At 52.5% G+C, this 18,027-nt stretch carries 19 protein-coding genes; 8 read left to right on the forward strand and 11 right to left on the reverse strand.

The features are described 5' to 3' along the window. Positions 1–189 precede the first annotated feature (189 nt). Positions 190–1,173: a zinc transporter ZntB gene (zntB, locus tag ACF2G4_RS05655; protein WP_215846746.1), complete on the reverse strand. Its 984-nt coding sequence runs from the start codon at positions 1,171–1,173 to the stop codon at positions 190–192. A 118-nt stretch (positions 1,174–1,291) separates the two neighbouring features. Further along, a complete protein-coding gene (locus tag ACF2G4_RS05660) occupies positions 1,292–2,911 on the reverse strand; it encodes an ABC transporter substrate-binding protein (RefSeq protein WP_409075951.1) in 1,620 nt (539 codons plus the stop codon). A 156-nt stretch (positions 2,912–3,067) separates the two neighbouring features. Between ACF2G4_RS05660 and mpaA the strand changes: the two genes are divergently transcribed. Further along, on the forward strand, positions 3,068–3,775 hold the full coding sequence (gene mpaA / locus ACF2G4_RS05665; RefSeq protein ID WP_409075676.1) for a murein tripeptide amidase MpaA: 708 nt from the start codon (positions 3,068–3,070) through the stop codon (positions 3,773–3,775). Here mpaA and ycjG read toward each other — a convergent pair. After that, positions 3,750–4,733, reverse strand: a complete 984-nt coding sequence (gene ycjG / locus ACF2G4_RS05670; RefSeq protein ID WP_409075677.1) for an L-Ala-D/L-Glu epimerase — start codon at positions 4,731–4,733, stop codon at positions 3,750–3,752. The two genes, mpaA and ycjG, sit on opposite strands and share 26 nt — an antisense overlap. Positions 4,734–4,885: 152 nt before the next feature. Here ycjG and tpx point away from each other — a divergent pair, with 152 nt between their 5' ends. Further along, a complete protein-coding gene (tpx, locus tag ACF2G4_RS05675; RefSeq protein WP_215846743.1) occupies positions 4,886–5,389 on the forward strand; it encodes a thiol peroxidase in 504 nt (167 codons plus the stop codon). A 79-nt stretch (positions 5,390–5,468) separates the two neighbouring features. Here tpx and tyrR read toward each other — a convergent pair whose 3' ends face one another. From tyrR to pspA, 7 genes are all read right to left on the reverse strand, one after another. Further along, on the reverse strand, positions 5,469–7,034 hold the full coding sequence (tyrR, locus tag ACF2G4_RS05680; RefSeq protein ID WP_243077868.1) for a transcriptional regulator TyrR: 1,566 nt from the start codon (positions 7,032–7,034) through the stop codon (positions 5,469–5,471). A gap of 169 nt (positions 7,035–7,203) precedes the next feature. Continuing rightward, the gene (locus tag ACF2G4_RS05685; RefSeq protein ID WP_409075678.1) at positions 7,204–8,256 is read right to left on the reverse strand and encodes a YcjF family protein; all 1,053 of its coding nucleotides are present in this window, start codon (positions 8,254–8,256) and stop codon (positions 7,204–7,206) included. Next, on the reverse strand, positions 8,253–9,650 hold the full coding sequence (locus tag ACF2G4_RS05690) for a YcjX family protein (RefSeq protein WP_409075679.1): 1,398 nt from the start codon (positions 9,648–9,650) through the stop codon (positions 8,253–8,255). Before ACF2G4_RS05690 ends, ACF2G4_RS05685 begins: the two co-directional genes overlap by 4 nt. Next, positions 9,631–9,876, reverse strand: a complete 246-nt coding sequence (pspD, locus tag ACF2G4_RS05695; protein WP_215846741.1) for a phage shock protein PspD — start codon at positions 9,874–9,876, stop codon at positions 9,631–9,633. The genes ACF2G4_RS05690 and pspD overlap by 20 nt, the downstream gene beginning before the upstream one ends. Before the next feature lie 56 nt (positions 9,877–9,932). Further along, positions 9,933–10,283, reverse strand: a complete 351-nt coding sequence (gene pspC, locus ACF2G4_RS05700) for an envelope stress response membrane protein PspC (protein WP_215846740.1) — start codon at positions 10,281–10,283, stop codon at positions 9,933–9,935. After that, complete coding sequence (pspB, locus tag ACF2G4_RS05705) at positions 10,280–10,507, reverse strand: envelope stress response membrane protein PspB (protein ID WP_215846739.1); 228 nt, start codon at positions 10,505–10,507, stop codon at positions 10,280–10,282. Before pspB ends, pspC begins: the two co-directional genes overlap by 4 nt. Before the next feature lie 36 nt (positions 10,508–10,543). Further along, positions 10,544–11,209: a phage shock protein PspA gene (gene pspA / locus ACF2G4_RS05710; RefSeq protein WP_215846738.1), complete on the reverse strand. Its 666-nt coding sequence runs from the start codon at positions 11,207–11,209 to the stop codon at positions 10,544–10,546. Positions 11,210–11,373: 164 nt separating this feature from the next. Between pspA and pspF the strand changes: the two genes are divergently transcribed. Next, on the forward strand, positions 11,374–12,378 hold the full coding sequence (pspF, locus tag ACF2G4_RS05715; RefSeq protein WP_409075680.1) for a phage shock protein operon transcriptional activator: 1,005 nt from the start codon (positions 11,374–11,376) through the stop codon (positions 12,376–12,378). On the opposite strand, the gene ACF2G4_RS05720 is transcribed toward pspF, so the two are convergent. Further along, complete coding sequence (locus ACF2G4_RS05720; RefSeq protein ID WP_409075681.1) at positions 12,375–12,563, reverse strand: hypothetical protein; 189 nt, start codon at positions 12,561–12,563, stop codon at positions 12,375–12,377. The two genes, pspF and ACF2G4_RS05720, sit on opposite strands and share 4 nt — an antisense overlap. A gap of 171 nt (positions 12,564–12,734) precedes the next feature. On the opposite strand from ACF2G4_RS05720, the gene sapA reads away from it, so the two are divergent. From sapA to sapF, 5 genes are read left to right on the forward strand one after another with little or no spacing between them, the layout of a single operon-like run. Then, positions 12,735–14,357, forward strand: a complete 1,623-nt coding sequence (gene sapA, locus ACF2G4_RS05725) for an ABC transporter substrate-binding protein SapA (protein ID WP_332628158.1) — start codon at positions 12,735–12,737, stop codon at positions 14,355–14,357. Continuing rightward, on the forward strand, positions 14,358–15,323 hold the full coding sequence (sapB, locus tag ACF2G4_RS05730) for a putrescine export ABC transporter permease SapB (RefSeq protein WP_215846736.1): 966 nt from the start codon (positions 14,358–14,360) through the stop codon (positions 15,321–15,323). Further along, positions 15,310–16,200: a putrescine export ABC transporter permease SapC gene (gene sapC / locus ACF2G4_RS05735; protein WP_243077863.1), complete on the forward strand. Its 891-nt coding sequence runs from the start codon at positions 15,310–15,312 to the stop codon at positions 16,198–16,200. Before sapB ends, sapC begins: the two co-directional genes overlap by 14 nt. Then, positions 16,200–17,195 carry a putrescine export ABC transporter ATP-binding protein SapD gene (gene sapD / locus ACF2G4_RS05740; protein ID WP_215846735.1) on the forward strand — a complete coding sequence of 332 codons (996 nt, stop codon included), beginning with the start codon at positions 16,200–16,202 and terminating at the stop codon, positions 17,193–17,195. Before sapC ends, sapD begins: the two co-directional genes overlap by 1 nt. Position 17,196: 1 nt before the next feature. After that, a complete protein-coding gene (sapF, locus tag ACF2G4_RS05745; protein WP_243077862.1) occupies positions 17,197–18,000 on the forward strand; it encodes a putrescine export ABC transporter ATP-binding protein SapF in 804 nt (267 codons plus the stop codon). Positions 18,001–18,027: the final 27 nt, after the last annotated feature.

The raw sequence follows: 18,027 nt of genomic DNA on the forward strand, positions 1-18,027 counted from the left end.
TCTAAAAAGGAAGTAAGACAATATGGAGCGCAACGCCCATCGCTTGACGTTGCATTCACCTGCGGAAGAGAGTTTGCGACAATCGGCGTTCGGCGTTATTGATATCGATCAGTTTTTATCGCCCTTTCTCCATCATCTGTCCGATAAAAACGTTTCTATAACATGCTGATAACCCTCTTTAAGCAATTTTTAAAGCCAGCGTCGCCGTTTGAGGTAGCCCGCTACACCCAAGGCTAATACCACCAACAGAAAGCAAAAAACGCTGAAACCGTAGCGCCATTCGCCACCGGGAATGCCGCCTAAATTGACGCCAAACAAGCCAGTCAGGAAGGTCGCGGGCAAGAAAATCATCGCCATTAATGACATGGTGTAAGTCCGACGGTTCATCGATTCCGCCATCACTGACGCGAGTTCATCTGCCAGCACCGCAGTACGCGCAACACCCGCATCTAAATCATCCAGACCACGCCCTAAACGATCCGAAATTTCCTGCATGCGACGGCGTTCGGTATCATCCATCCAGGGTAATTTTTCACTGGCGAGGCGTGCATAAACATCACGCTGCGGTGCCATATAGCGCCGCATGACGATCAGTTGTTTACGCAGTAAGCCCAATTCGCCCCGTGCGGGAATGCGTTGATCAAGCAGTGCATCTTCCATCTCGATGATTTTATCGTGCAGCTCTTCGATAAATTCACTGGCGTGATCGGTTAAGGTGTCGCAGATATCTATCAGCCAGCTACCGCAATCCACCGGACCATTACCATTCTGCAGATCGGTCAACACTTCATCTACTGCATACACTTTGCGGCGACGGGTTGAGACGATCAACTTATCGTTGATAAACATCCGCATAGCAACCAACTGGTCTGGCCGTGAATCACTGTTGTGGTTGACGCTACGCAGCACAATCATGAACCCGTCACCCAACCGGCTAACGCGCGGACGCATACTGTCTCCCGCCAGCGCATCGCGCACTGAATCAGGCAGCAGCGGCGTAGATTGCAACCACTCGGCACTTTGGCGATGGGTGTAATTTAGATGGAGCCAACACGGCTTCTCGCAGTGAATAATATCTTTATCTTCGATGGCAATCTGGCCACCCTTACCGTCAAGCTGACAAGCAATAATGGCATCTGAAACTTGTAACGCTTTGCCTTCAATCACATCCACGATGGAGCCTCACTACCAAAATCAATACGATACAGTCTAGCGTGGCAGCAAACAGATGCAATCTTCTGGCTGTGAGTAAAAATGTCAGAACGCGGCCTGTGAACAGGCCGCGGCAGGATCACTGTTTTTCTATCCAGAGTTCGCGGCTATAGGCCACATCTTCGGGGTTGGTGATGGGATAACCTTTCACCCACGGCTTGATTAAACGGCCATTGGTATATTGATAAATGGGCGCAATGGGGGCCTGATCGGCAAGGATTTGCTCTGCACGATTGTAATCGACGTTGCGGGCTTGTTCGCTGGTTTCACTGCTGGCCTTTGCCATCACCGCATCGTAATCCTCATTTTTAAAGCGTGCGATGTTGCTAGTGTTGCCAGATGTTAGCAGGCTAAGAAAAGTTGACGGCTCATTGTAATCACCCACCCACGAAGCGCGAATCACATCAAAATTACCGCTGTTTCGGCTGTCGATATAGGTTTTCCACTCCTGATTTTCCAGCGTGACGTCAACGCCGAGATTCTTTTTCCACATCGAGGCGACAGCAATGGCAATCTTTTGGTGGCTTTCAGAGGTGTTATACAGCAACTTGAGATGCAAAGGCTTTTCAGGTCCATACCCTGCTGATGCCAGTAATGCTTTGGCTTGGGCATTGAGCTCATTTTGTGGATGCTGCTGTAAAATGGAGTCCAGCGGTTTGAATCCTGCGGTCACGTCTGGCGTGAAGTGCCAGGCCGGTTTTTCGCCGGTTCCCACTACTTTTTCTGCAATAATGCTGCGATCAATACTCCAGGACAGCGCCTTGCGCACCCGCACATCCGCCGTGGGTCCTTTTTGTGTATTAAACGCGTAGTAATAGGTGCCGAGTTGATCCGGTGTATACACCTCGCCCGGTAATTCTTTCTTCAATAGCGCATACATGTTTTTGGGGAAAGATTCGGTGATGTCGATGTCATTAGAGCGATAGCGTTTGGTCGCGCTGGATTCCTCGTTAATCGGTAAAAACGTCACTTTAGAGAGCACCGAATGCGCGTTATCCCAATATTGCGGATTGCGCGTCAGCACAATTTTTTCATTTACCACTCGTTCGCTGAGCTGATACGCGCCATTGCCCACCAATTTGCCCGGCGATGTCCAGCTTTCGCCCTCTTTCGCTACCACTTTTTGTGGTACCGGGAACAGCGCCACGTTAGCAACCAGGCTTGGAAACCAAGGCACCGGGCGATCCAGTGTCACTTTCAAACGCTGATTATCCAGCGCAGTCACGCCAAGTTTGTCTGGGCTGATTTCACCTTTGGTGATCGCTGTCGCATTTTCAATGCCGCTAAGAGCGGCAAACCAGGCGAAAGACGCGCTATTTTTAGGATCGACCAGCCGCTGCCAGCTGTAGACAAAATCGTGCGCAGTAACCGGCTCACCATTTGACCAGCGAGCCGTGTTGCGCAGGGTGAAAATCCAGGTTTTGTTGTCGCTGCTGCTCCAGCTTTGCGCCACGCCCGGCACGATTTTCCCGTGTGCGTCCTGGTTAGTGAGACCTTCAAACAGGTCGCGGATCACTTGAATTTCAGGTAATCCCACGGCTTTCACAGGATCGAGCGAAGCGGGTTCATCTTTTATATGGCGTACGATTTCTTGTTTATCGGCGAGTTGTGCACCCGCCGGTACATTGGCCGCCAGCGCGGGCGAGATAACACTGGCCAGGCTGAGCGCCGCCAACGTCATGCGAAACGTGTTGATCATCATCACCTCTTTACCCCAAAGAAGCGCTGCATCAGACCCTGTCTGACGCAGCTTGTCCTCGGGCACTTTAGCGCAAATTGCTGATTGATAAATAGCTATTTTCCCGCGCAGGCTTTTCAGCTACTTTTAGGGTAAACCCCTTCAAAGAGAGTGAACATGTCGTCATTACACCCGCGATCGCTGCGAGGCAAACTGGATGTTCCGTTTCAGCTTTATGGCAAATCGGTGTTGGGCGCACCGCTGCTTTGGTTCCCCGCGCCGCAGGCCGATGCAGACAGTGGTTTGATTCTGGCGGGCACGCATGGCGATGAAAACGCGACAATTGCCACGCTCTCTGCTGCCATGCGGAGCTTGCCCGATCATCTCCGTCGTCATCATGTCGTGCTGGCAGTGAATCCAGATGGATGCCAGCTTGGATTACGCGCTAATGCCAATGGTGTCGATCTCAATCGCAACTTTCCGGCGGCTAACTGGCAATCGGCCGATACGGTGTACCGCTGGAATAGCGTGGCTGACGATCGCGATGTCAGGTTATCTACCGGCACGCATCCCTCGTCGGAACCCGAAACGCAGGCGCTGTGCGCATTGATTCATCAGCTCAAACCGGCCTGGATTGTCTCGTGGCATGAACCTCTGGCCTGTATTGACGATCCTCATCAGGTTGCAGTGGGTGAATGGCTGGCACAGCACACCGCGTTGCCCCGCGTGAGCGCCATCGGTTATGACACGCCGGGCTCCTTTGGCAGCTGGTGTAACGACCTGAGTTTGCCCTGCGTAACAGCGGAGATGCCGGTGATTTCCGTGGATGAAGCCACGGAAACCTACCTTGACATGATGATTAATTTACTGCGCTGGCAGCAATAATCACCCTGCCGTTTTGCACTTTCAGTGCCGGTTCAACATCCACTGCGAGCCAGGTTGGACCGTCTAAATCGGCGAAACGCGCCTTTGACACCAACGGTAACGCTGCACGAATGGCGCGTGAAGTACAAAGCATGCAGCCCAGCATCACCTCGAACCCCATTTTGCTGGCGGCATCGGCCAGGGCTAATGCTTCCGTTAGCCCGCCTGCTTTATCCAGTTTGATGTTAACCATTTCATAGCGACCACGCAGTGAAGGCAGGCTGTCACGCGTGTGGCAGCTTTCGTCAGCGCAAATCGGCAGCGGATGGATAAAGGTCGCCAGCGCGGCATCTTCCCCTGCTGGCAGCGGCTGCTCCAGCATCGCGATATTCAAATCGGCTAATAACTGACAACGCGCCGCCAATCCCTCTGCATGCCATGATTCATTAGCATCAACGATCAAGGTTGCGTCCGGCACCGCGGCACGTATCGCGATTAGCCGTTCAGTGATGAAGCTGTTGTCCAGCTTGATTTTTAACAACGTCGCCCCATTTTGCCATAAGGCCAACGCGCTACTGGCCATCGCTTCCGGCGCATCAATACTGACAGTTTGTGCGGTGACGACCGAATCGGGCGCGGTCATGCCGCTGAGTTGCAGCAACGATTGCTGCCGCTGATTTACCGCCAGATCCCACAATGCGCAATCAATGGCATTACGCGCTGCGCCAGCGGGAAGCGCCAATTGCAACGCTTCACGTGTCATACCTTGCTGGAGTTGCGGCAGCAGCGTGGCGATCTGTTCCAACACTAACGGCTCGCTTTCACCGTAACGTGCATAAGGTGTCGCTTCACCCACACCTTTGATACCGGCTTCTTCCAGTTCAACCACCACAACTTTAGCTTCGGTACGACTTCCACGTGCAATCACAAACGGCGTGTGTAACGGCCAGGCTTCGGGATAACTTTTTACCGTTCTCATCACCTCTCCTTAATCAGCTCACTGGCGACTTAGCCCTGAGCGTAGTACGACGAATGCACTCGTAAACCCTTAAAAAATATGTCATAAACAATGACTATATTTCATCTTACGCAAATTTTTCGGCAATTATTCCATCATAAAAAGGAACATCTATGTCCCAGACAGTTCATTTCAAAGATCAGCCCGTGCTGGTTGCAGGTCAGTTCCCACAAGCGGGCGAGCGCGCCAAGCCTTTTACGCTGGTTGCAAAGACGCTGGCAAATGTCTCGCTCTCTGAGTATGCAGGAAAACGCAAAGTTCTGAACATTTTCCCAAGCGTTGATACCGGCGTTTGTGCAACATCGGTACGCAAATTCAATCAGCTCGCCAGCGAATTGAACAATACCGTGGTGCTGTGTATTTCAGCTGACTTACCTTTCGCTCAGTCGCGTTTCTGCGGTGCAGATAACCTGAACAACGTCATCACGTTGTCTACTCTGCGTGGCACTGAGTTCAAACAAGATTATGGTGTCGAAATTGCGGAAGGCGCACTGCAGGGTTTAACGGCTCGCGCAGTGGTGGTGTTGGATGAGAATGACAATGTTATCTACAGCCAACTGGTGAATGAAATCACCAATGAGCCTGATTACGACGCGGCACTGGCTGTACTGAAGTAATAAAAAAAGCGGATAACCTGGTTATCCGCTTTTACGTTTATTTTCAGTCTTTGATTCGTGGCTGCTTATTCAGAACAGGCTACTCACTTTCCGTACGCTTTTGCCCCAAACCATATTCACGCAGCTTATTCGCAATAGCCGTATGCGAAACGCCTAAACGTTTAGCCAGCTTGCGCGTACTCGGATAGGAAATGTAGAGACGCGTCAAAATGGATCGCTCGAAACGACTGGTAATTTGATCCAGCGTCCCTTCCATGGCTTCATCGCCCAACGCCACATCCAGCGCCTGCTCTGGCAGAACAATGTCCTGCGGTCGCAGTTCATATCCTTCAAGCTGAGTCAGCGCGCGATAGAGTGCATTTTTCAGCTGACGCACATTGCCCGGCCAGCTGTAACGCATTAAGAAAGGGGCTAACTGTGGCGACAACCGAGGACGCGGAATACCTTGCTCATCCGCGAAGCGAGCAATAAACATCTCCGTGAGCGGCAATATGTCCTGAGGGCGATCGCGCAGCGGCGGCAGATTCAGCGTTAATACATTCAGTCGATAAAACAGGTCTTCACGAAATTCGCCTCGCTGGACTAACTCAATTAAATTCTTCTGCGTCGCACAGATCACCCGAACGTTAACGTGAACCTCGTGCTCTTCCCCAACGCGGCGGAAAGTGCCGTCATTGAGGAAACGCAGCAGTTTAGTCTGCATACGTGGCGACATCTCACCAATTTCATCCAGCAGCACCGAACCACCATTAGCCTGCTCAAAAAAGCCTTTTTTGCCTTCCAGCGCATTGGGGTACGCCCCCGCTGCATGGCCAAAAAGTTCGCTTTCCGCGACTTCATCCGGCAATGAGGCACAGTTCAGCGCCAGGAACGGCATTTTACCGCGAGCACTGCGCAGATGGCAGGCACGCGCCAGCATATCTTTGCCGGTGCCGGTATCACCCACAATCAGCAGCGGCGCATCGTGCATCGCTAACTTGCGCGCCTGATCGACCACCTGACGCATTTTCGGCGTAACAGCAACGATATGATCGAATTCTGATTCATCGGTAACAATCAGGTTTTGCAGCTGGCGTCCCATGCGCGCTGTGGATTTCAGCATCACCATAGCGCCCACCGGCTGATCGCCTTGGCCCTCTTCCGCTGTGAGATAAATAGGACGCGCTTCCATCAGGAAATCACGCCCTTCAATCACCACATGCTGCGCCTGAGCTTCAACCCGATCGCTCTCCAGCCAACGCATAAAGTTAAAGCCGTTGATCAGGTTGCCCGCGCTGAAGTTACGCATTTTCTGTTCGTCGAGATTGAACAGGTTTAGGGCGGCTGGGTTAGCCAGTTCTACTTTGCTTTTGAGATCGATAGAAAACACCGGTTCGGGCATCGCAACCAGCAAAGCGCTCAAGGCGCGATGCTCGCGTTCAGATGGCATGTACGTGACAGTGCGCACATCCGTCACGCCCGGTGTACGGCGGATTTCGGCCATAAGATTACTGAACTGTTCGAATTCCAGCGCTGAGAAATTTAGATAGATACGGCCCAAGGCCGCGATTTCGATGCCGCGCAGATCAATATTACGCGCCACCAACAGGTCAAGCAGTTCGCGCGTCAAACCGATGCGGTCTTGACAGAAGACTTCCAAACGCATTGCGATGGCCTTAAACAGGTTAAGATTCAGCGATAATACGCTAACTTAGCGCGTGACAGAAAGAGATCTGTCAGGAAAAGTTGACAGTTTTTGTGTCTGTGGCGAGGATTTAGGCGAGATGAGTAATATGCGCGCTGCGATAACTCAGCGCGCGTCGATCAACGCGGCGTTAAGCGTTGCTTTTTTGCAGCGCCTCTTTGAGTTGCCCAACAAGTTCACGGCGGAAATCGCCTAAACGCGGCTTATCTTCTTCCAACCAAGGCAACGGACGGCATAACTCCATCGCCTTGATACCCAATCGCGCTGTTAGCAAACCTGCACCAATGCCTTGCGCAGCGCGTGCTGAAAGCTTTGCCGCAATATCCTGCGATACCCAATCCATTCCCACTTCGCGCACCAGTTCAGAAGCGCCAGCAAACGCCATGTTGAGTAAGACTAAGCGGAACAAACGGATCCGGCTAAAATAGCCGAGCTCAATGCCGTAGATAGCGGCGATGCGGTTCACCAGGCGCAAATTACGCCAGGCGATAAAGGCCATATCGACCAACGCCAGCGGACTGACCGCAATCATCAATGTTGATTCAGCGGCATGACGGCTTATTTCACGACGCGCCTGACGATCCAACACCGGTTGCACCAGCTGGGCATACAAGCGCACAATTTCGCTGTCGTTATGGGTTTCGTGTAGCGACGCTTGCCAGCGCTGTAACGCGGGATGCGCCTGATCAAGCTCCGCCTGCTTCGCCAGTTTTTCACAAAACGCCCGGCCTTGACCGATGCCATGGCTATACAGCAATTCACGCCCGACATCACGCTCTTCGGCACGCTGACGTAGCTGGTATAAACGCCGCCACTCACTGGCTAACGCACCGACGCCAGCGGCAATGATTAATCCACCCGCTACGCCGCTACCCAGCGAAAACCAGTCGCGTTCCAGCCAGGCATCATGCGTCCATTGCACCCCTTGGGCAACTACGCTTATGCCAAAAATAGCGATTCCAGCGCCGACCATTTTTCGCCAAATACTGCGTTTTGGTTTGAGTGCCGCCTCAACTGCTCGCTCACCTGCACCCTCTTCTTCGACGTTGACATCATCCTCTTTCACGGCAAGAAAGGCGGCTTGTGCATCTTCTTCAAATGCCTGCGCGGGACGCAACGGCATTTCGCGCGCATCATCCAGCGGGCGAGCAAAATCGATACGAGGTTTTAATGGATCGCTCATCGCAGTTTATCTCCCAATAAAAATTCCAGCGCAGCATCCATGCGAATGTGAGGCAGCGGACGATCAACATCCAGTTGTTGTGGGCGAAATTGCTCAAACTGAAAACCCTGCTGCTGCCAAAAAGCATTGCCCGGCAAGCGCGGTGGCACTTCGCCCGGATACACGGTAAGCGGTTCATTATCATCAAGTCGATGACCGCGCAGCGCCGGGATTTTCTCACCACGGTGATCAACTAAACCGCTTTGCGTAGCCTGCACTGACGCCAGACCGATGCAATCCATTTTAATGCCTTCAAAGGCGGCATTTTGCCAGGCGTCCTGAACCAACTGCTGCAACAGTGAAACCATGTTGCCGTGCTGATCGCTGGTGATGTGATCGGCTTTCGTGGCGGCGAACAGCAGCTTATCAATCACGGGTGAAAAGAGTCGGCGGAACAGCGTCCGCTGCCCGTAATGGAAACTCTGCATCAGCTGGGTCAACGCCAGCCGCATATCGTTAAACGCCTGCGGCCCGCTGTTCAGTGGCTGAAGGCAGTCGACTAACACTATTTGGCGGTCGAAGCGCAGAAAGTAATTTTTATAGAAGCCCTTCACCACGTGTTGGCAATAGTAATGAAAGCGCTGTTGTAGCATGGCAAAATTACTGCCTTTATCGGCCTGCGCCAGTTTGCTGGCTTGCGCATCGTCGCCGGTTGGCCATGGGAAGAATTGCAGCGCAGGCGCACCCGCCATATCGCCCGGCAAAACAAAGCGGCCCGGCTGAATAAAGTGCAAACCTTCAGATTTGCAGCGATGCAGATAGTCGGTCCAGGCGGCAGCGATATCGGCCAGTCGATTTTCATCAGCAGGCGCGAAAGGATCGAGTTGCTGGCACATTTCGCGCCAGGGTTTTGCCCATTCAGCGCGATCGCCCTGCAGCAAGCCATTCATTTGCCGTGACCAGTCAGTGTAATCCTGCGCCAGCATCGGCAGGTCGAGCAGCCATTCACCCGGATAATCGACTATTTCGAGATAAAGCGTGGCGGTATCTTTGAAGTGACGCATCAGCGAATCGCGGGGGCGATAACGTAGTGCCAACTGCATCTCGCTGACGCCGCGCGTAGGTGTTGGCCAGGACGGCGGCGTGCCATAAAGCTGCGCCAGTCCTTCATCGTAAGTGAAACGTGACGTGCCCATGTCACGCTGCGGGACGCGCTTTACGCCCAGCAGACGCTCATCCCGCACCATGGAAAACAGCGGCAATCGTGCGCCGCTGTTAACATTAAGAAGTTGATTGACCAACGAAGTGATGAATGCAGTTTTCCCGCTGCGGCTCAACCCGGTTACCGCTAAACGTAGATGGCGATCAACCCCACGATTCATCAACGCTGTTAATTCAGTTTGCAGTCTTTTCATCTTTTTCCTTGATGAAGCGCGATGCCGCCCGGTTCATCACGCGTTTCAGCAGCGGCTCCAGCGCCAGTGAAAGCAGAAGACGTAAAGGACGACGCGCTACGGATTTCACTGCCCAACCAGTAACGCCGGCGGGACCGTAGGTGACAGCATTGATAATGATGAATTTAGCCGCCGACTTCAACGCGGGTGCCGCGCGATGGCGAAAAGCAGATGAACGTAGTGACATCAACACCTCCGAGGAGTCAGCAAAAGGGCCTGAAACAGGCCCGTGAAAGATGAAAATCAAATCTGACGAAAGCGGCTACGCACGCTAAAGGTTTCTGAAGTGACGTAGCGCTCGATATCCCGCACGCTGCGCTCGTCATGCTGCAAGGCGGTTTCTAGCTGATCCAGCAGTTCGCTGGCGCTCGGCTGGCGTTCGTTCGGCGCAGCATCAGCGGGTTTTACGTCTAACACAAAACCCAAAACAAAATAGGCGATAACAGTAAACACGAACAGGCCAAAGAACAGCGATAACACCACAATGACCCGTAACAAACGCACCGGAATGTCGAGGTATTCAGCTAAGCCAGCACACACGCCCATTAACTTTCCCTCATCGGGTATGCGCCACAACTTACGTCCTTTCATCATGGCTGCCTCCAATGTGGGTGCTCCGCATCAAGAATCGCTTCCAGCGCCTCAATGCGGTCGCGCATGCGCTGCGCATCTTTGGTGACGAGCTGTAAACGCTGAATTTCACTCTGCGACAGCTCCGATCCGCCGTTACGTTTGTTGCTGTAATGCAGCCATAACCAGATCGGCGCAACGAACAACACGAAAATCGTTAACGGTATGGCAAGAAAAAGTGCGCTCATTGACTCTCCTTAATCAGTATTCGCAATTATGTGAATTTATTCGCTGCGGTTCATTTTGGCTTTCAGCGCATTCAGCTGCTGGCTAATTTCGTCATCCGCTTTGAGGTCAGTAAATTCCTGATCCAGCGTTTTAGGCTTACCAAAACCGTAGCTTTCCGCTTCAGATTCCATGTGATCGATGCGGCGCTCAAAAGATTCAAAGCGCGCCATTGCTTCATCGATTTTTCCACTGTCGAGCTGACGACGGACATCACGTGAAGAAGAAGCCGCCTGATGACGCAGCGTCAATGCCTGCTGACGAACCCGCGTTTCGCTGAGTTTTTTCTCCAGCTCGCCGATTTCGCCTTTCATACGCTCCAGCGTTTCTTCAACCAGGCTGATTTCCTGCGTTAAGGTGGCAATCAAATCGGTAAGCTTCTGTTTTTCGATTAACGCAGAACGGGCCAAATCATCTTTATCTTTACGCAGCGCCAGCTCAGCTTTTTCCTGCCATTCAGACTGCTGGATTTCAGCCTGCTCAATACGACGGCTCAGCTGTTTCTTTTCAGCCAGTGAGCGTGCTGAAGTTGAGCGAACTTCAACTAACGTGTCTTCCATTTCCTGAATCATCAGGCGTACCAGTTTCTGCGGATCTTCTGCACGCTCCAGCAGCGAGTTGATGTTAGCGTTTACGATATCGGCGAAACGAGAAAAAATACCCATAATGATGTTCCTCTTTAAAAGTCATATGTGCGTCATGCGCTGATTACTTAATTCAAGATGCGTGCCAGTTTTTATCATCCTGATATTGCTGACTTTTAAAAAATCACTACACTTAAACCCTACTTCGTTGTAGTCAATTTGATTAACGGATGGCGAATTTCATCATGTCAGAGCAAAGAGATAATCTGTTGGGGGAATCCAACAACTTTTTGGAGGTGCTTGAGCAAGTGTCAAAGCTGGCACCGCTGGAAAAGCCGGTGTTGGTCATTGGCGAACGCGGGACGGGCAAAGAGTTGATCGCCAGCCGTTTGCACTATCTTTCCGATCGCTGGCAAGGTCCGTTTATTTCTTTGAACTGCGCTGCGCTTAATGAAAATTTGCTCGACTCTGAACTGTTTGGTCATGAAGCGGGCGCCTTTACCGGCGCGCAAAAACGTCATTTTGGCCGCTTTGAGCGCGCTGATGGCGGCACACTTTTTCTGGATGAATTAGGCGCAGCGCCGATGTTAGTGCAGGAAAAGCTGTTGCGCGTCATTGAATATGGGCAACTGGAGCGCGTAGGCGGCAATCAGTCTTTGCAGATCAATGTGCGGCTGGTATGCGCGACCAACGAAGACTTGCCGGTGATGGCGGCGGAAGGAAAATTTCGCGCTGACCTGCTCGATCGTTTGGCCTTTGATGTGGTGCAGCTACCGCCACTGCGTGAACGGCGCAGCGATATATTGGTCATGGCAGAACATTTCGCTATCCAGATGTGTCGGGAACTGGGCTTACCGCTGTTTCCGGGTTTCACCTATGAAGCGCGCAAAACCTTGTTGGATCATAGCTGGCCGGGAAACGTGCGCGAACTCAAGAATGTGGTTGAACGCTCGGTTTATCGTCATAACAGCAGTGAAGAGATGCTGGAAAAGATCATCATCAATCCGTTTGCGTCACGTGGCGAGCCTAATAAAGTGACTGACATCAAAACGGATTTCGCCGACCTTCCTGCTTTACCGGTTGATTTGCGCCAATGGCAGAATCAGCAGGAACGTGAGTTAGTCGAAGCTGGTTTACTGCAAGCGAAATATAATCAGCGCCGCGCAGCAAGCTTGTTGGGTGTCACTTACCACCAGCTTCGCGCCATGATGAAAAAACACGGTATTCAGGCAAGGGACGATGTGAGTTAACGCGCAGCCAACGCCGCGTCCGCCCTTACAATCACGTGTGAATGCGCACCGGTTTTTTCAAAATATTTTGCGCTGAGGCAAGGCGGCAAGCGAGTTTCAATCATGTATGAGTGCGCACCGTTGTGAGCAATGTCGTGCTCTTCTTCGGTAGAGCCACCGTCGAAGCGCAGATGAATAATAATCATTCCTATTATCATCTGTAAAGCTCTAATTGAGAATTTTTCTCATTTCCACACTAACACTGTGATTACTTTTTGCGCCGCAGCGAATAATAATCGACCTGCCAGCGCCACAGATTTTGGACAAAGGCTGCTTTGCTATACACTCAGCGTAATGCCTCAAAATCGTTGAGTTCTATGTCCAAACTAATCTTTTCGCTGTTGCTCAGCCTCAGTGTATTGAGTGCGCCTGCGTGGTCTGCACCTGCGGGCGACATTCGCCAGAGCGGCTTTGTTTATTGCGTTAACGGCACGCTGAGCACGTTTAATCCACAAATGGCCAGCAGCGGCTTAGCGGTTGATACGCTGGCTGCCCAGCTCTATGACCGTCTTCTGGACGTCGACCCTTACACGTATCGGCTGAAACCTGATCTGGCCGCAAGCTGGGAAGTGCGCGATAACGGTGCGACCTACCGTTTTCACTTGCGCTCGGGCGTGCATTTCCAGCAGACCAACTGGTTCAAACCCACACGGACGCTTAATGCTGATGATGTGGTGTTCAGTTTTGCTCGCATGTTTGATCGCAAACATCCCTGGCATAACGTTAACGGCGGCAGTTATCCCTATTTCGACAGCCTGCAATTTGCCGATTCAGTGCAAAGCGTGAAAAAAATCGATAACAACACCGTTGAGATGCGGCTCAATAGCCCGGATGCTTCGTTTCTTTGGCATATGGCTACGCACTATGCGCCTGTCTTATCGAAAGAGTATGCCGATCAGCTCAGCGCTGTAGGTCGTCAGGAAGAACTGGATCGCCAGCCAGTTGGCACCGGGCCGTTCCAGCTCAGCGAGTACCGTACAGGTCAATATATTCGTCTGGCACGCAACCCGCAGTACTGGAGAGGCGTGCCGCGTCTGCAACAGGCGGTGATCGATCTCGGTGCTGGCGGCACAGGACGCTTATCTAAGCTGCTGACCGGCGAATGCGACGTACTCGCCTACCCCGCCGCCAGCCAGCTCAGTATTTTACGCGACGATCCACGTCTGCGCATGACATTGCGTCCCGGTATGAACATTGCCTATTTGGCGTTTAATACGCGTAAAGCGCCGTTAGACCGCCCTGAAGTGCGTCATGCGCTGGCATTGGCGATTAACAATGAACGTCTGATGGAGTCGATTTATTACGGCACAGCCGAAACCGCCGCGTCGATTTTGCCGCGCGCATCCTGGGCTTATGACAACAATGCACGCGTGACGGAATATAACCCCAAAAAATCACGCGCAGCACTGGAAGCGCTGGGTGTTACAGATTTGCATCTGCGTTTAGTGGTGCCTTCGTCATCACAATCCTGGAATCCCAGCCCGTTAAAAACTGCTGAACTGTTACAGGCGGATTTAGCGCAAGTTGGCGTTAGCGTCACTATCGTGCCAGTTGAGGGAAGGTTCCAGGAAGCCCAGCTTATGTCAATGAATAATGACTTAACCCTGGCGGGATGGGCTACCGACAGCAACGATCCTGACAGTTTTTTCCGCCCACTATTAAGCTGTGCCGCCATTCGTTCGCAAACTAATTACGCGCACTGGTGTTTGCCAGCCTTCGATGAAACGTTGCAAGACGCGCTGTTGACGCAACAGTTGGCGGGAAGAATTGATAACTACGATCGTGTTCAGCAGATGCTGGCGCAGGAGCTACCAGTGCTGCCGCTGGCGTCGTCGCTGCGTTTGCAGGCGTATCGCCACGATATTAAAGGATTGGTGTTGAGCCCGTTTGGCAACGCCTCGTTTGCCGGTGTCTATCGTGATGAGCGAGAGGAGCCTTAAGTGATTATCTATATTCTGCGTCGCCTGTTGCTGCTGGTGATCACGCTGTTTCTTCTGTCACTGGTGAGCTTTAGTTTGAGCTATTTTACGCCGAATGCGCCGCTGGAAGGCGCATCGCTGATGGATGCCTGGTGGTTTTGGTTCAAAGGCATGTTGCAACTCGACTTTGGTCTTTCCAGTACCAACGGTCAAGAGATCGGATTACAGCTGCGTGAAGTCTTCCCCGCGACGATGGAGCTGTGCATTCTGGCGTTTATCTTGGCGTTGCTGCTGGGTATTCCGCTGGGTATCTGCGCGGGTGTGATGCGTAACCGCTGGCAGGACAAAATCATCAGTGCGCTGGCGCTGCTCGGCTTTTCCATGCCAGTGTTCTGGCTGGCGCTGTTGTTAACGCTGTTTTTCTCGTTAACGCTGGGCTGGCTGCCGGTTTCGGGCCGTTACGATCTGCTCTATCCGGTGCAAAACGTCAGCGGATTTGCCCTGATTGATGCCTGGATAAGCCCATCGCCGTGGCGCCATGAGATGTTGATCAGCGTGCTGCATCACATGATTTTGCCCGTTACAGTGCTGGCGATTGTGCCCACCACCGAAGTGATTCGTCTGCTGCGTACCAGCACCAGTGAAGTGATGGATAAAAACTATGTCAAAGCGGCCGCCACCCGCGGTTTATCGCGCTTAACAGTGATTCGTCGCCACGTCCTGCATAACGCTTTGCCGCCGGTGATTCCGCGTCTTGGTCTGCAGTTTTCCACCATGCTCACGCTGGCGATGATCACCGAAATGGTATTCAACTGGCCAGGCTTGGGCCGCTGGCTAATCAACGCCATTCGCCAACAAGATTACGCAGCCATCTCCGCAGGTGTCATGGTAATTGGTGGCTTAGTCATTTTGATTAATGTGATCTCTGATGTAGTGGGTGCGGCGATGAATCCGTTAAAACATAAGGAGTGGTATGCCCTCAGATAATATCTACGCTGAGAAGCGACTGCCCAGCGCATTTCGTCAGAGCTGGCACCACTTTTATAGCGATACACCCGCCATGATTGGCTTGTACGGCTTTGGTGCCGTGCTGCTGCTGTGTTTGTTTGGCGGCTTGCTGGCGCCTTACGGCATCGATCAGCAGTTTCTCGGTTATCAACTCTTGCCGCCTTCATGGTCACGTTACGGCGATGTCTCTTTTTTCTTGGGCACTGATGACTTAGGTCGTGATGTATTAAGTCGCTTGCTGAGCGGTGTTGCCCCTACAGTGGGCTCCGCCATTCTCGTTACGCTGTTTGCCGCATTCTGGGCGCTGGTGCTGGGTGTATTAGCGGGAATGACGCATGGCGTGCGATCGGCCGTGATGAATCATGTGTTGGATACCTTGCTGTCGATTCCTTCGCTGCTGTTGGCGATTATCGTGGTCGCGTTTCTTGGGCCGCGTCTGGAACACGCAATGCTCGCCGTGTGGCTGGCGCTGATGCCACGGCTGGTGCGCGCCATTTACAGCGCGGTACACGATGAACTGGAGAAAGAATATGTGGTGGCGGCGCGGCTTGATGGTGCCACCAGCCGCAATATTCTGCGCTATGCGATCTTGCCGAACGTGTTGCCCATGTTGATCAGTGAGATAACGCGCGCGTTATCTATGGCGATACTGGATATTGCAGCATTGGGATTTCTCGATCTGGGCGCGCAACTGCCTTCGCCTGAATGGGGCGCCATGCTGGGTGATTCGCTGGAGCTGATTTATGTGGCACCCTGGACGGTGATGTTACCCGGCGCGGCGCTGATGGTCAGCATACTGATTATTAACCTGCTCGGTGACGGCATGCGTCGTGCCGTCGAAGCGGGAGTGGAATAATGCCGTTACTTGATATTCGTAATTTGACGATTGAATTTATGACTGCTGACGGCCCGGTAAAAGCCGTTGATCGCATTAATTTGACGTTGACCGAAGGGGAAATTCGCGGCCTGGTCGGCGAATCGGGCTCGGGCAAAAGTTTGGTTGCCAAAGCCATTTGCGGCGTAACCAAGGACAACTGGCGCGTGACAGCAGACCGCATGGTATTTGACGATATCGATTTGCTGCGCCTGTCGCCGCGCGAACGTCGTCGCATTATTGGTCACAACGTTTCAATGATATTTCAGGAGCCGCAAGCCTGTCTTGATCCATCGGAAAGTGTTGGTCGCCAGTTGATGCAGGCGATTCCACGCTGGACCTATAAAGGACGTTGGTATCGGCGCTTTTGGTTCTGGCGCAAAACGCGTGCTATTGAATTATTGCATCGCGTCGGCATTAAAGATCACAAAGACATTATGCGCAGCTTCCCCTATGAGCTGACCGATGGCGAATGCCAAAAAGTGATGATTGCGATCGCGCTGGCGAACCAGCCACGCCTGCTGATTGCCGATGAACCCACGAATGCGATGGAGCCGACTACACAGGCGCAAATTTTCCGTCTGCTGAGCCGCCTGAATCAAAATAACAACACCACCATTTTGCTGATCAGTCATGATTTGCGCACCATGAGCCATTGGGCCAATCGTATTAACGTCATGTATTGTGGGCAAACCGTAGAAACGGCGCAAAGTGAAGATTTAATGTCTGTACCGCACCATCCTTATACGCAAGCGTTGATCCGCGCGATGCCTGATTTCGGCCGTTCACTGCCGCATAAAAGTCGTCTGAATACGCTCTCCGGTGCGATCCCATCGTTAGAAAGCTTACCAATTGGCTGCCGTCTGGGCCCACGCTGTCCTTACGCGCAACGCAAATGTGTAGAAACACCACGCCTGACCGGCACTAAATCGCATCTCTATGCCTGCCACTTCCCGTTGAACATGGAGGGCCAATAGCATGGAAACGCTGCTGGAAGTGCGCAATCTCAGCAAAACATTTCGCTATCGCACCGGACTGTTTCGCCGTCAACATGTTGAGGCGGTAAAATCAGTGAGTTTCACGCTGCGTGAAAAACAGACGCTGGCGATTATCGGTGAAAACGGCTCGGGAAAATCGACCTTAGCGAAGATGCTGAGCGGCATGATCCCGCCGAGCGAAGGCGAAATCCTGATTGACGATCACGCCCTGGAATATGGCGATTATGGCTATCGCAGCCAGCGCATTCGCATGATCTTTCAAGACCCCTCGAATTCGCTTAACCCGCGCCAGCGTGTTAGCCAAATCCTTGATTTCCCCTTGCGGCTTAATACCGAACTTGATGCTGAAGCGCGAGAAAAGCGCATTATTGCCACGTTACGTCAGGTGGGTTTGCTGCGTGACCATGCCGGTTATTACCCACACATGCTGGCACCAGGGCAAAAGCAGCGTCTGGGTCTGGCTCGAGCGTTAATTCTTCAACCCAAAGTGATTGTTGCGGATGAAGCGCTGGCTTCACTGGATATGACAATGCGTTCGCAACTGGTGAATCTGATGCTGGAACTGCAGGACAAACACGGTATCGCCTATATTTATGTCACCCAGCATCTCGGTATGATGAAACACATCAGCGATCAGGTTCTGGTTATGCATCAAGGTGAAGTGGTTGAGCGTGGTGGCACCGCCGATGTGCTGGCGTCTCCCCTGCATGACCTGACCAAGCGACTTATTGCCAGCCATTTCGGTGAAGCACTGACCGCCGAAGCCTGGCGCCGCGAGCACTGATTTTTGCTGCCTGTCGCGGAAATAACG

Source organism: Pantoea phytostimulans (genome assembly GCF_046118715.1).
Taxonomy (GTDB): Bacteria; Pseudomonadota; Gammaproteobacteria; order Enterobacterales; family Enterobacteriaceae; genus Pantoea; species Pantoea phytostimulans.